Source organism: Ralstonia sp. GX3-BWBA, assembly GCF_003290055.1.
Classification (GTDB): Bacteria; Pseudomonadota; Gammaproteobacteria; order Burkholderiales; family Burkholderiaceae; genus Ralstonia; species Ralstonia holmesii.
In genome coordinates this window covers 40,094-52,604 of the sequence record NZ_QMKS01000020.1, presented here as the reverse complement: position 1 = coordinate 52,604, position 12,511 = coordinate 40,094, and the positions used below count along the sequence as shown (strand labels likewise).

The 12,511-nt window shown below is 64.1% G+C and carries 12 protein-coding genes; all 12 read left to right on the top strand.

All coding sequences use genetic code 11. The annotated features are described in order from the left end of the window. Positions 1 to 208 precede the first annotated feature (208 nt). Genes DOD19_RS19035 through DOD19_RS18980 form a run of 12 tightly spaced genes read left to right on the top strand, consistent with a single transcriptional unit; the run spans position 209 to position 12,509 of the window. Positions 209 to 919 carry a beta-ketoacyl synthase chain length factor gene (locus tag DOD19_RS19035; RefSeq protein WP_024977594.1) on the top strand — a complete coding sequence of 237 codons (711 nt, stop codon included), beginning with the start codon at positions 209 to 211 and terminating at the stop codon, positions 917 to 919. Then, on the top strand, positions 904 to 1,710 hold the full coding sequence (locus DOD19_RS19030; protein WP_112187310.1) for a 1-acyl-sn-glycerol-3-phosphate acyltransferase: 807 nt from the start codon (positions 904 to 906) through the stop codon (positions 1,708 to 1,710). The genes DOD19_RS19035 and DOD19_RS19030 overlap by 16 nt, the downstream gene beginning before the upstream one ends. Continuing rightward, positions 1,685 to 1,942, top strand: a complete 258-nt coding sequence (locus DOD19_RS19025; RefSeq protein WP_004631431.1) for a phosphopantetheine-binding protein — start codon at positions 1,685 to 1,687, stop codon at positions 1,940 to 1,942. The genes DOD19_RS19030 and DOD19_RS19025 overlap by 26 nt, the downstream gene beginning before the upstream one ends. 44 nt (positions 1,943 to 1,986) lie before the next feature. Beyond that, positions 1,987 to 2,232: an acyl carrier protein gene (locus DOD19_RS19020; protein WP_024977592.1), complete on the top strand. Its 246-nt coding sequence runs from the start codon at positions 1,987 to 1,989 to the stop codon at positions 2,230 to 2,232. Positions 2,233 to 2,236: 4 nt separating this feature from the next. Then, the gene (locus DOD19_RS19015) at positions 2,237 to 2,866 is read left to right on the top strand and encodes a hypothetical protein (RefSeq protein WP_112187309.1); all 630 of its coding nucleotides are present in this window, start codon (positions 2,237 to 2,239) and stop codon (positions 2,864 to 2,866) included. Next, positions 2,863 to 4,539: an AMP-binding protein gene (locus DOD19_RS19010; RefSeq protein WP_112187307.1), complete on the top strand. Its 1,677-nt coding sequence runs from the start codon at positions 2,863 to 2,865 to the stop codon at positions 4,537 to 4,539. Before DOD19_RS19015 ends, DOD19_RS19010 begins: the two co-directional genes overlap by 4 nt. Before the next feature lie 8 nt (positions 4,540 to 4,547). Then, positions 4,548 to 6,257, top strand: coding sequence for a glycosyltransferase (locus DOD19_RS19005; protein ID WP_112187305.1), 1,710 nt, complete (start codon positions 4,548 to 4,550; stop codon positions 6,255 to 6,257). Further along, positions 6,250 to 7,848, top strand: coding sequence for an aromatic amino acid ammonia-lyase (locus DOD19_RS19000; RefSeq protein WP_112187303.1), 1,599 nt, complete (start codon positions 6,250 to 6,252; stop codon positions 7,846 to 7,848). The genes DOD19_RS19005 and DOD19_RS19000 overlap by 8 nt, the downstream gene beginning before the upstream one ends. Then, the gene (locus DOD19_RS18995) at positions 7,845 to 8,279 is read left to right on the top strand and encodes a thioesterase family protein (RefSeq protein ID WP_024977587.1); all 435 of its coding nucleotides are present in this window, start codon (positions 7,845 to 7,847) and stop codon (positions 8,277 to 8,279) included. The genes DOD19_RS19000 and DOD19_RS18995 overlap by 4 nt, the downstream gene beginning before the upstream one ends. After that, positions 8,267 to 8,914 (top strand): outer membrane lipoprotein carrier protein LolA, encoded by a 648-nt coding sequence (locus tag DOD19_RS18990; RefSeq protein WP_112187301.1) that lies wholly within the window; start codon positions 8,267 to 8,269, stop codon positions 8,912 to 8,914. Before DOD19_RS18995 ends, DOD19_RS18990 begins: the two co-directional genes overlap by 13 nt. Next, positions 8,914 to 11,331 carry an MMPL family transporter gene (locus DOD19_RS18985; RefSeq protein WP_112187299.1) on the top strand — a complete coding sequence of 806 codons (2,418 nt, stop codon included), beginning with the start codon at positions 8,914 to 8,916 and terminating at the stop codon, positions 11,329 to 11,331. The genes DOD19_RS18990 and DOD19_RS18985 overlap by 1 nt, the downstream gene beginning before the upstream one ends. After that, the gene (locus tag DOD19_RS18980) at positions 11,328 to 12,509 is read left to right on the top strand and encodes a beta-ketoacyl-[acyl-carrier-protein] synthase family protein (RefSeq protein ID WP_024977584.1); all 1,182 of its coding nucleotides are present in this window, start codon (positions 11,328 to 11,330) and stop codon (positions 12,507 to 12,509) included. The genes DOD19_RS18985 and DOD19_RS18980 overlap by 4 nt, the downstream gene beginning before the upstream one ends. Positions 12,510 to 12,511: the final 2 nt, after the last annotated feature.

Here is a 12,511-nt window from a genome sequence, read left to right as displayed (position 1 = left end):
ATGATTCGGCCCCAGGGTTGGGGAATAGCAAGCGCTTTGAAAGACAAAATCGGCTGAGAATAACGGCCCGCGCATTCACCCAGATCAATCGAAAACAATGAGAGCGAATCGGGTGAGGCAAGTGTTGCGTTGATGCGCGACAGCCAGCCCCGCGCCGGGCGCCGCACACACTGCGGCCACTGGCAGTGCTCCACATGCGAACACCGATATGCCCGATTTGCACTGGACAATCCCGGTTGCTCGCTGGTCCTGCTGGCCTGCCATTGGTGCTGATTCAATATCGTCTCCGGAAATCGGTTTTATTGAACCGATGGTTCGGCGGCGTCTGAGCACGCTCTCTAAAAGCGCGCTGAAGGTCGCACACGATTGCGCTGCCGATGTCCCACGCGCGCGTGTCGTCTTTGCCTCCCGGCATGGCGAATTGCGCCGCACGGCCGGCATCCTGGCCGACATCGAGAACGCCGCCCCGGTCTCCCCCACAGCATTCAGCCTGTCTGTACTCAACGCCATGAGCGGCGTATTTGGCATTGCGCGCGGCGACACCTCGCCTGCCATCGCCGTGTCGGCCGGCCCGGCTACGCTGGGGCTCGCTCTGCTGGAAGCGCATGCCCAGTACGCATCGGACCCTGCTTCACCGGTGCTGCTGGTCTACGCCGATGAACCCGCCGATGCGCGCTTCGGCTCCGTGGCCGATGAGGTGGATACGTGCGCGCTAGCCGTACTGCTCGACGGTTCGGCCAGTGCCTCGTTGGTGTGTTCGCATGGCCCCGCGACAGCGGGCGGGCAAGCGGCAAATGTCACGACAACGCAAAGCCAGGCCGTTCTGCACTGCCTGTCATCCCGCACCTCCGGCGTCTGGCAACACGCAGACGGCAGCTGGACGTGGCAATGGCGTGAGGGCCCATGGCAAGCACACTGAGCGCCCGCCTCAACTTGGCATGGCGCTTGGTGGCAACGGGGCTGGCCTTTACCGTCTTCGGCGTCTGCGGGGTGCTGTTCTCCGTCGTCGTATTTCCCTTGGCTTGGCTGTGGCCGCACCGGGCATCGCGCCAACGCACTGTCACGTTCGTTATCCATTGGTTCTTCCGTACGCTGGTTCGCGCGCTCCAATGGCTCGGTGTGATGAGGCTGGATGTGCAAGGTGCGGAGGAGCTGCGTGCGCGCCGACCCGCCATCGTGGTGGCCAACCATCCGACCTACCTGGACGTGATGGTGCTCCTGGCGCTGACTCCGTCAGCCTGCTGCGTGGTGAAGAACGCCCACTGGGGTAACCCGTGCTTCTGGGGCATCGTGCGTGCCGCCGAATACATCAGCAACGCAGACCCGACCGAACTGGTAGAGGCGAGCGCGCGCCAGTTGGCCGCGGGGTACACCATGATCATCTTCCCGGAAGGCACGCGCAGTCCGGCCAAGGATCGGTTGCATCCATTCTCACGCGGCTTCGCACATATGGCGCTCAACGTGGGGGTCCCCATCGTGCCCGTGCTGATGGATTGCGACCCGCCCGCCTTTACCAAAACCATGCGTTGGTACGACGTGCCACCACGCGCCTTCTGCATGAAGATCGCCGTGCTGCCGCCTATCAGCGTCGCGCAATACGTGCCCGATGGCTCGCCGCCGGCGCTCGCCGCACGTGCACTTACCACCGGCGTCGAAACCCACATCACCGATCATCTTCTGCAACATGGATTCTTTGAAGCTCGAAATTAAGCAACTTCTTATCGAAGCGCTCGATCTGGAAGATATGACGCCAGCGGACATTGACGACGATGCCCCGCTCTTTGATACGAACGGTATTGGCCTGGATTCCATTGACGCACTGGAAATCGGCATCGTGCTGCGCAAGCGTTACCAATTGACGATTGCCGCCAATGACGAACATACGCGCGAGCATTTCCGCTCGATTAACACACTCGCCGCACTGGTGAAGAGCCAACAATAATCGCCCGGGCATTGGCACCGGCAGGCACAGGGAGAAAAAAAATCATGACGGACACTGAGATCCTCGAGCGCATCCGCGTCATTTTCAAAGAGAACTTCGATATCGATCCGGCGCGCGTCACGCCCGAAGCGCATCTATTTGAAGAGCTGGATCTGGACAGCATCGATGCAGTCGATCTGGCAATCAAGCTGCAGGAAATGACAGGACGCCGCATCAAGCCCGAAGAATTCAAGACGGTACGCACGGTGGGCGACGTCATCGGCGCAGTCGAATCGCTGCTCGCGGCATAAGCGGATGCAGGCGCAACCTGCACGCCACCCCCTGGCACTGCCCAAGTGGGCGCGTGGCGCCGCTCAAGCGGCGCTGAAGATCGCGTATCCGCTGGTGCTGATCGGGGCATGGCATTTCGGCACACCGCGCTACGCCGGCATCGCGCTGCTGGCGTTGCTCTGGATGCAGCGGTGGATCGGCGCGGGCAGCGTATCGACGCTGCTGCGCCAGCTCACGCCGCTGGATTGGCTGACTGCGGGAACGCTGACATGCATGTCCGCCGCCGTCGCCATCACGGATAGCGAATTGCTGCTGCGCCTGTATCCGGCGCTGGTCAATGCTGGGCTGTTGCTGAGCTTTGCAGCTACCCTTCGCTCGGGCCCTTCCATGATCGAAAAGTTTGCGCGCATGCGCCTGCCCGACCTGCAGCCGCGCGCCGTTTGCTATACGCGGCGCGTCACGCAGGCGTGGTGCGTTTTCTTCGCACTCAACGGAGTGACGGCAATGATCGCGGCCCTGTACTGGTCGCGCGGTGCATGGGCGTTGTACAACGGCGTGATCGCTTACGCCTTGGTCGGTGTGTTGGTGGTAGCGGAAATGGCGTTCCGTCATTGGATTGTGCGCCCGCACGCCCTGCGGTCGGAGGCGACATGATTGCCCTCCACGCCCTGCTGTCGGCTGCGCAGCCTGTTGACACTGCCATCTGCGCCGATGGCCGGCAATCCATAACATCCGGCGTCTTTCGCGCCCGTGTAGCGGCCTGCTCAGCGGTGTTCGCTGGCCAGCAGGCGACACGCTACGCGCTGTGCGTCGACGATCCGTTCGATTTCGCATGCGCGCTGTTTGCGTTGTTTGCATGCGGCAAGCATGTCGTGATTCCCGCCAGCGCCGCGCCTGCCTATCTCGGCACGCTGGCAGACGCGTACGACGTGCTCATCACCGATACCGACCTCCCGACCATCGGCGCGCATGCCGAAGGCGTGACGCTCAGCACAATCCATCCGGATGTACCGATCACGCTGTACACCTCAGGTAGCACCGGCGCGCCCAAGCCTATCCGTAAGACGCTCGCGCAATTCGATGCGGAAGTCTTAACACTTGAACAGCAGTGGGGTCCGCAGATGGGCAGCGGCGTGGTGCTGGCGAGCGTACCCCATCACCATATTTATGGGCTGCTGTTCCGCGTGTTCTGGCCGTTGGCCGCCGGGCGCGCATTCAGTCGGCAGACCGTCACCGAACCCTCCGCATTGCAGCGTGCCCTGATGTTGCAACCCGCTGCCGCGTTAGTCTCCAGCCCGACCCAACTGGCGCGATGGCCGTTGCTTTCGGGTTTCGATACGCTGCCGGCACTCCCAACCGTGTTTTCGTCTGGTGGCCCATTGGATGCGGCTGCAGCAACGGCGTTTGCAGATGCACATGGAAGTGCACCCATCGAAGTGTTCGGCAGCACGGAAACCGGCGGCATCGCCTGGCGCCGTCAGGACCGCTCCCATGCATGGCAGCCGTTCGGCAGCATCGAAGTCCGCCAGGAAGACGACGGCGCGCTTGCCGTACGCTCGCCGCATCTACCACACCGCGACTGGCACCGCACCGATGACGCGATCGCGTTTGACGACAGTGGCCGCTTCGTCCTGCGCGGCAGATTGGACCGCGTCGTCAAGGTTGATGGCAAGCGTGTCTCGCTGCCAGAAGTCGAAGCGTGGTTGGGTGAGCATCCGTTTGTGGCGCGGGCAGCGGCAACGTTGCTAACGGGGATGTCACGCGACCGATTGGGCGCGCTGGTCGCACTCACGCCGGCTGGCGCGCAGGCGCTGCGCGCGCAGGGCCGCGTGGCGCTGGCCAAGACGCTGCGCCGGCACCTGTCCGCCTACACCGAGCCCACGTTGATCCCGCGCCGCTGGCGCTTCTGCATGGCCATGCCGATAGACGCGCGCGGCAAATTGCCCGCGGCAACCGTGGCCGCTGCGTTCCGGCCGGGCGCCGAGGGCTTCGAAACGCTCTCCCATGTGAGCGATGCCGACAGCGATCACTACGAGCTGCGCGTCAGCCACGATCTCGTGCATTTCGCGGGCCACTTTCCTGGCCTCCCGATCCTGCCCGGTGTGGTGCTCATCGACTGGACTGTGAGCCTGGCCGCTGCCCGTAACAGCGCAGTACGTACGATTACGTCAATCGACCAACTGAAGTTCATGGCGCCGGTACCTCCTGGGGCCGTGGTGTCGCTGCGCCTCGTGCACGAGCCGGATCGCAGCCGCGTACGCTTCACTGCCCGACTCGGCGCCCGTGATTGCGCCTCGGGCGTACTGGTCCATCGGGAGGCTGCGTGAGCCCGAACATGGTCATCGTCATCCCGATCTACAACCACAAGGATGCGATCGGCAACACCGTCGCGAACCTGTTGGTCCACGGGCTGCCGATCCTCATCGTCGACGACGGCAGCAACGCGGCCACGCAATCCGTGCTGGCCGCGCTCGCACAGCAGTACGCACAACAAGTCACGCTGCTGCGGCTACCGGAAAACGGCGGCAAGGGCGCAGCTGTGATGGCCGGTCTGCGTGCGGCCTACGCTGCCGGCTATACCCACGCCCTGCAGATCGACGCCGACGGCCAGCACGATGCGGGCGACGTACCTCGCTTTCTTGCCGCCGCCATTTCCGTGCCCGACGCCATCATCCTCGGCCGCCCGGTCTACGACGAAAGCGTGCCCAGGTCGCGCCTGTACGGCCGCTACCTCACGCACGTGTGGGTGTGGATCGAAACGCTGTCATTCGACATCCGGGATTCGATGTGTGGCTTCCGCATCTACCCGTTGGCGCTGGCGTGCAAGCTGATGGATGACGTGGCGCTGCCCACCCGCATGGATTTCGATATCGAGATTCTGGTACGCCTGCACTGGCGCCGGGCGCGCATCATCACGCTGCCCACGCGCGTGACGTATGAACGCGGCGGGCTGTCGCACTTTGACGTGCTGTGGGACAACATCCGCATCAGCAAGAGCCACACGCGGCTGGTGGCCGGCATGCTGCTGCGTTTTCCGATGCTGCTGGCCGGAAAATGCTTGCCGCGCTGGCGTCATTCTTCGGCATCAACCACGACGCAAGGTTGGTGGCGCGTGGCCGAGCGTGGGAGCCAGTTCGGCATGCAACTTCTTGCGCTGAGCTGCCGCCTGTTCGGCACACGCCTCACTTCGTTGTGGCTATACCCGATCGTCGCGTATTTCCTGATAACCGGGCGTGCGGCGCGAGAGGCATCGCGGCAGTACTTCACCCGCTTGCATTCGGTGTCGCCGGGTACAGGCATGCCGCAACCGGGTTGGCTTAGTGCATACCGCCACATGATCGCGTTTGCGCAGTCGGGGCTAGACAAGCTGGCCGCATGGTCGGGGCAGGTCAAAAATGAACGCGTGCGCTTTGATGACCCGACCGCATTCGAAGCACTCGTTGCCAGCGGTCGTGGCGCACTGGTCATTGGCGCGCACCTGGGCAACCTGGAAATGACGCGCGCGCTGGCTGCCCGCAATGGCCTCGCCAAGGTAACTGCGGTGGTCTACACCGAGCATGCGCAGCGCTTTAACCACGTGCTGGCACAAGCGCATCCGGATGTCGTCTCGCACCTGATGCAAGTGACCGACTTCGGCCCAGCCACAGCCATGCTGATGCAAGAGCGCATCGACGCCGGCGAACTGCTGGTGATCGTGGGCGACCGGGTGCCCGCACACGAATCCGGCCGCACGGTGGAGGCCCGCTTTCTGGGCGCACCTGCACAATTCGCACAGGGCCCATACGTTCTGGCACACGCGCTGGGCTGCCCGGTGTACCTGTTCTTTTGCCTAAAGACGGGGCAGGACCATACCCTGTATTTCGAGCCATTTGCCGAGCACGTTGCGCTACCGCGTGCCGAGCGCGCACGCCACCTTGGCGCATTGGCCCAGCGTTACGCAGAGCGGCTGGAACACTATTGCCGCAAGGCCCCTTTCCAATGGTTCAATTTTTTCGATTTTTGGGCGCGCCCCAACGCCACCAAGAACATGGACGCCCATGGCTGAACACGATTTGAACGTGCCCGCGCAAGTCAATGCGCCCGCCCAACGGCTCGGCGTTGTCATCGGCAACCGTCATCTGACGATTGAAGACGTCGTTGCCATTGCGCGCGACCAGCAGCCGGTTTCGCTCTGCGCCGATGCCGCGTGGCGCGATCGCATCGAACGTGGTGCGCAGTTCCTGTGCCAACGGCTGGCCGAAGGCGCAACCATCTACGGCGTCAACACAGGCTACGGCGATGCGTGCCAAGTAAGTGTGCCGATGGCGCTGGTTGAAGCTCTGCCGCTGCAGCTCACGCGCTATCACGGTTGCGGCATGGGCCGCCACCTGGAGCCGGCTGAAACGCTGGCCGTGGTGGCTGCACGACTGAACTCGCTGGCCCACGGCTATTCGGGTGTCCGGTATGTGCTGCTGCAGCGCCTGGCCGACCTGATCAACCACCGCATCCTGCCGCGCATTCCGGCCGAGGGATCGGTGGGCGCCAGCGGTGACCTGACGCCCCTGTCGTACGTGGCTGCCACGCTGGTCGGCGAGCGCGACGTGCTTTTCAACAACCATGTGCAGCCCGCCGCCGGCGTGTGGCACCAGATCGGCCACTCGCCCATCACCCTGGCCCCGAAAGAGGGGCTTGCGCTGATGAACGGCACTGCGGTCATGACTGGTCTGGCGTGTCTGGCCTACGCCCGCGCAGAGCAACTGATTCGCCTGTCTTCTCGACTGACGGCCTTGGCCACGGTGGCACTCGATGGGCGCGCTGCGCACTTCCACCCGACCATCTTCGCGGCCAAGCCACATGCGGGGCAGGCGGAAGTTGCCGGATGGATTCGCGCGGATCTGGCCGACTGGGATGACGCTTCGGCGCACCGCGTGCAAGATCGCTATTCGATCCGCTGCGCTCCGCACGTGATCGGCGTGGCGCGCGACGCGCAGTCGTGGATCCGCCGCGACATCGAGAACGAACTCAACAGCGCCAACGACAACCCGCTGGTCGATCCCGATGCGCAGGAGATCCTGCACGGCGGCAACTTCTATGGTGGGCACATCGCGTTTGCGATGGACGCGCTCAAAACAGCCGTTGCCAACCTGGCCGACCTGATGGACCGCCAGTTTGCGCTCCTGGTGGACGACAAATTCAACAACGGCTTGCCGCGCAACCTGTCGGGCGCCACCGCCGAGCGTGCACCGATCAACCACGGTTTCAAAGCCGTGCAGATCTCGTCATCAGCCTGGACGGCCGAAGCGCTCAAGCACACCATGCCGGCCAGCGTCTTCTCGCGATCAACGGAAGCGCATAACCAGGACAAGGTCAGCATGGGCACGATTGCCGCGCGTGATTGCCTGCGCGTGCTGGAGCTAACGGAACAGGTGGCAGCCGCGCATACGCTCGCAACTGTCCAGGCAGTGCGACTGCGCTGTCAGCTTGACCCGTACACGCAGGTGCCGGCACCCGTGCAGGCGTTCGTGGAGCGTATCAGCGCCATGTCGGCATTCGTGAGCGAAGACCGCCCACTGGAAGCCGATCTGCGCACACTGACGCTCGCCATCGAGCGTGGCCTGCTCACCAACGCAGACAACCAACAGGAAATGCCAGCATGACTTCCCGCGACCTGCCGCCACTGGCCGCCAGCGCCCAGGTTGAGGTGCCGTTTCACGACGTCGACGCCATGGACGTCTGCTGGCATGGTCACTACCTGAAGTACTTCGAGATCGGCCGTGCCGCGCTGCTGCGCCGCTTCGACTACGACTACCGCGAGATGCGCGACTCCGGCTACCTATGGCCCGTTGTCGAAGCACACCTGAAGTACATCAAGCCGGCAACCTACGGCCAACAGATCGAGGTGCGCGCAACGCTGCTCGAATACGAGAACCGCCTGAAGATCGGCTACGAGATCGTCGATTGCGCATCCGGCACCCGGCTGACCAAGGGAACCACCACGCAGGTAGCCGTATGCGCCCGCACCGGCGAACTGCAGTTCGTCTCGCCGCCCGTGATGATCGAACGTGTGGAGCGCGCATGGTTGGGCTGAACGCTATCGTGCGCGCGTGGATTACCGCGCTGATGCTGGGGACGTGCACACTCGCCAGCGCGACACCGAGCGAAGTATCGCCGGGCAGCACACTCGTCTCGCAAGTCGCTGCGCAATTGGCACAGGCACGTGGCATACGCGCGCAGTTCGTACAAACGCAATCGCTGCAGGCCATGCAGAAGCCGCTGGTAAGCAGCGGCACGCTGCTGTTCTTGCGCGATCTGGGCGCAGTCTGGCGCATCGAGCAGCCGACCCGCATGACGTATGTGATGACCGACTCGGGTGTCACCGTGCTGGATGCCAACGACCGGCCGACGCGTGGCGCGCGCAACGCCGCTGGTGTAGCGCAGGTCTCGCGCATGATGCGCGCGATGCTCACGGGCGACCTGTCCGCGCTGTACTCCCAGTTCAACGTCAATGCACAAGGCAACGTCAGCCGCTGGCATCTGAAGTTGACCCCAGCCCAGCCGCAATTGGCACAGGCACTGCGCGGGCTGGATCTGTCGGGCGACACCTACGTGCGGAGTATCCGCATCCAGTCAGCCAATGGCGATGAAACACGCATCGAGTTCACGGGCAGCACGCGTGTGGAAGCGCCCAGCGCTGCCGAGCGCACGCTGCTGGGAGCGCCCTGATGACGCTGGAGCTGGGGTTGCATCGGCCGGCCCTCTCTGTCCGACGAATGTGGGGCATCCGGCTCGGCTGGCTGGCGGTCGTGCTGGCCGCCCTGCTCTATTGCGGCCTGCGCCTGCACGACGGTACGGCGTTGCAAACGAACCTGCTGTCGTTGCTGCCGGACACCGAGGCCGACCCGGTTGCGGAAAAGGCTGTCGATACGCTGGCGGCATCACTGGGTGACCGCGCGGTCTTCCTGCTCAGTAGCCGCAACGCTGACCATGCAAAAGCGGCTGCCATGCAGTTTGGTTCGCAACTCAAGCGCAGCAAGTCTCTTCGCACCGTGATTGCCCAGTTGCCGCCATTCGATACCGCGCAGATCACCCGCTTCTATCTGCCTTACCGATTCGGCCTGCTGAGCGCCGCAGACCGCGCGGCACTGGATGACACATCCACCGCGCTGCCCACACTGCTCGCGCAAAGGCTGTACGCGCCGGTCGAAGCCGGTCTGAGCGCACCGCTGGCTGACGACCCATTCGGCTGGCTCAGCCACTGGCTGGCGGGCCTGCCGCTGGCCGCCACGCGGCTCGAACTGGAAGACAACCTGCTGATCACCCGGCGCGGTGACACCACCAGCGTCTTGGTCACCAGCACGCTGGCCGCTTCTGCCTACGATGGGCAAACCCAGGCCGACGTCCGCACCGCTGTCGCACAGGCTGAGCAATCATTGGCGCGTACCTTTCCGGACGTCACTCTGGTGCGCACCGGCGCCGTTTTCTATGCCGCCGCTGCGCGCAGCGCTTCGGAACAGGAACTGCATCGCATCGGCATCATCTCGACGCTCGGTATCGCTTTGCTGATGTTGTGGGTCTTCCGCTCGCCGCGCTTTCTGCTGCTCGGGTTCCTGTCCACGGGCATTGGGATCGTGTTTGCGTTGGCCGCAACGATGCTGGTCTTTGGAAAGCTGCACCTCCTCACGCTCGTATTCGGCGCCAGCCTGATCGGCGAGGCGGTGGATTACTCCATTCAGTACTTCGTCGGCCACCTCGGTGCCCAGGGGCAAGACGCGCGACGCAGCGCGCGCGAGGTACGGCCGGCACTGCTGGTGGCGCTTGCAACAAGCCTGCTCGGCTACGCGATCCTGGTTGGCGTGCCATTTCCGGCGCTGCGCCAGATTGCGTGCTTTGCGATCGCTGGGATCGGAGCGGCCTTTTTGTCAGTGGCATCGCTGTTGCCTGCACTGCTGACGAATGCGCAGCGACAGCCATACCGCACCTACGATCGCGCCGCGCGTTGGCTGGGCCGCTGGCAGGCAGCACTGACGCGACGGGGTGCTTGGGTTTGCCTGGCACTCATTGCGGCGGCCGCCGTGCCCGGATGGCTACGCCTGACCAGCGACGACGACATCCACCTGCTGATCCAGCGCGACCCCGATCTGGCACGACAAGAGGCCTTCGTGCGCGAAGCCATCGGCGTAGAAAACAGCACCCAATTTTTCGTTGTGAAGGGCGACTCCACCGAGCAGGTGTTGCAACGTGCTGAAACACTGCAACACAAGCTGGAGCTGCCGATTGCAGGTGCCTCGCTCAAAGGCGTGCAATCAGTCACCCAGTTCGTGCCTTCCGCTCATCAACAAGCGGAAGACCGCGCCCGCCTGAGCAAACGCGTGTCTGCTGACCCGCAAGCCCTGCGCGCGACCTTGACGGACGCTGGCTTTCGGCCCGAGATCGCCGCCAAGTACGTGACTGCGTTTGAAACCCCTCCGAGCGACCCGCTTACGGTGGATGCATGGCTAGCGATGCCTTGGTCGCAGCCCTATCGCCACCTCTGGTTAGGCCAAGTGTCGAGCGCCGGTGCGCCGCGCATGTTTGCCGCCATCGTCATCCCGACCGGTGTCACGTCGGCGCAGTTGCCCGCGTTGGCGGCACTGGCCGATGCCACCCCTGGTATCCGCTTCGTCGACAAACCCGCCAGCGTCGCGCGCCTGTTCGCCACGTACCGCATCGATAGCGGTTGGTGGCTGGCTGGGGCGCTCAGCCTGATCCTCATGCTGTTCTGCGTGCGCTATGGCGTGGCCGCCGGTGTGCGCGTGACCTTGCCGGTCGTCTGCGCTGTCGGCATCACGTTTGCTGTGTATGGCTACGCGGGCATTCCGCTAAACCTGTTCCATTGGCTAGCCCTGATGCTGGTGCTGGGCGTCGGCGCCAACTACGCTGTGTTCCTGCGCGAAGGTTGTGCGCGGCAGCGCGCGGATATTGGTGGCGTATGGGTTGGCGTGTTGCTGTCGGCGTCCACCACGCTGCTCTCGTTCGGCCTGCTGGGTAAAAGTGGCATGCCGGTGCTGCGCAGCTTCGGCATGACACTTGCCCTGGGCATTGTCATTGCGGTTGCGTTGGCGCCGCTCGGAATGCCCACCGTAAGACATCGACCATCATGACCGCTTCTCCTGTTTATCTGCATGCGCTCGGCATGGTCAATGCGCTGGGTGATGACGTGAATTCCATCCGGCGCAACCTGGCAGCCGGGCATGCGCCTGGCATGGGGGCGGTCGACCGGCCAGAAGGTTCAACGGGCATGATCGGACGCGCCTTGGCTGCACTCGAGATCGAACCGCCCGCGCACTTGTCCGCCTACGACTGTCGCAACAACCGGTTGCTGCTTGCCGCGCTCGCGCAGATTCAACCCGTGGTGGACCAGGCCCGCACCCAGTATGGCCCGCACCGGATTGGCATCGTCCTCGGGACCAGCACGTCGGGCATCGACGCTGCCGAGGCGGCGCTGCGCCATGCAAAAGAACACGGCAATCTTCCCCGCGCGTTCGACTATCGCCAAATGGAAATCGGCACGCTGGCACCGTTCGCCGCTGCGGCACTTGGCACCACTGGTCCGGCTTATACGGTATCCACCGCTTGCACATCGAGCGCCAAGGCTTTCGCCTCGGCCCGCCGGTTACTGCAACTAGGCCTGTGTGACGCAGTGGTCGTGGGGGGTGCGGATTCGCTATGTGAGTTGACGCTGCAGGGCTTTGCCTCGCTGGAATCGACCAGCGCCGCGCGCACCAACCCCATGAGCCGCAACCGTGCCGGTATCAATATCGGCGAAGGGGCGGCCGTATTCCTGATGACACGTGAACGCGGCCCCGTACGGCTGGCGGGTGTGGGGGAGTCGAGCGATGCCCACCACATTTCTGCGCCCGACCCGACCGGCGCCGGCGCTGAGAGCGCCCTGCGTGCCGCCTTGGCGGATGCTGGCATCGATGTCAGCGCCATCGGCTACGTCAACCTGCACGCCACCGCCACCCGCAAGAACGATGAGATGGAAGCGCACCTGATGGCGCACGTCTTTCCAGCGGGTGTGCCGACCAGCGGCACCAAGCCGCTGACGGGGCACACGCTGGGCGCCGCAGGTGCCACCGAACTCGGCTTCGCATGGCTGACGCTCGCCGATGAAGGCATCACCCTGCCGCGCCACCTCTGGGATGGCGAAGCCGACCCCGCTCTGCCCACGCTCGATCTGATCGAAGACACCCGCCGCCTGGGCGCCGGCCGGTACGTAATGAGCAACTCGTTTGCTTTTGGCGGCAGTAACGCCAGCCTGATCCTGGGGCAGGGATGAGC

Excerpts from the sequence above, each read along its gene's own strand:
- DOD19_RS18995 (WP_024977587.1), top strand. The coding sequence starts at position 7,845 with ATGACTTCCCGCGACCTGCCGCCACTGGCCGCCAGCGCCCAGGTTGAG.
- DOD19_RS19020 (WP_024977592.1), top strand. The coding sequence starts at position 1,987 with ATGACGGACACTGAGATCCTCGAGCGCATCCGCGTCATTTTCAAAGAG.
- DOD19_RS19005 (WP_112187305.1), top strand. The coding sequence starts at position 4,548 with ATGGTCATCGTCATCCCGATCTACAACCACAAGGATGCGATCGGCAAC.
- DOD19_RS19025 (WP_004631431.1), top strand. The coding sequence starts at position 1,685 with ATGGATTCTTTGAAGCTCGAAATTAAGCAACTTCTTATCGAAGCGCTC.
- DOD19_RS19000 (WP_112187303.1), top strand. The coding sequence starts at position 6,250 with ATGGCTGAACACGATTTGAACGTGCCCGCGCAAGTCAATGCGCCCGCC.
- DOD19_RS19015 (WP_112187309.1), top strand. The coding sequence starts at position 2,237 with ATGCAGGCGCAACCTGCACGCCACCCCCTGGCACTGCCCAAGTGGGCG.
- DOD19_RS18980 (WP_024977584.1), top strand. The coding sequence starts at position 11,328 with ATGACCGCTTCTCCTGTTTATCTGCATGCGCTCGGCATGGTCAATGCG.
- DOD19_RS19035 (WP_024977594.1), top strand. The coding sequence starts at position 209 with ATGCCCGATTTGCACTGGACAATCCCGGTTGCTCGCTGGTCCTGCTGG.
- DOD19_RS19010 (WP_112187307.1), top strand. The coding sequence starts at position 2,863 with ATGATTGCCCTCCACGCCCTGCTGTCGGCTGCGCAGCCTGTTGACACT.
- DOD19_RS18985 (WP_112187299.1), top strand. The coding sequence starts at position 8,914 with ATGACGCTGGAGCTGGGGTTGCATCGGCCGGCCCTCTCTGTCCGACGA.
- DOD19_RS19030 (WP_112187310.1), top strand. The coding sequence starts at position 904 with ATGGCAAGCACACTGAGCGCCCGCCTCAACTTGGCATGGCGCTTGGTG.
- DOD19_RS18990 (WP_112187301.1), top strand. The coding sequence starts at position 8,267 with ATGGTTGGGCTGAACGCTATCGTGCGCGCGTGGATTACCGCGCTGATG.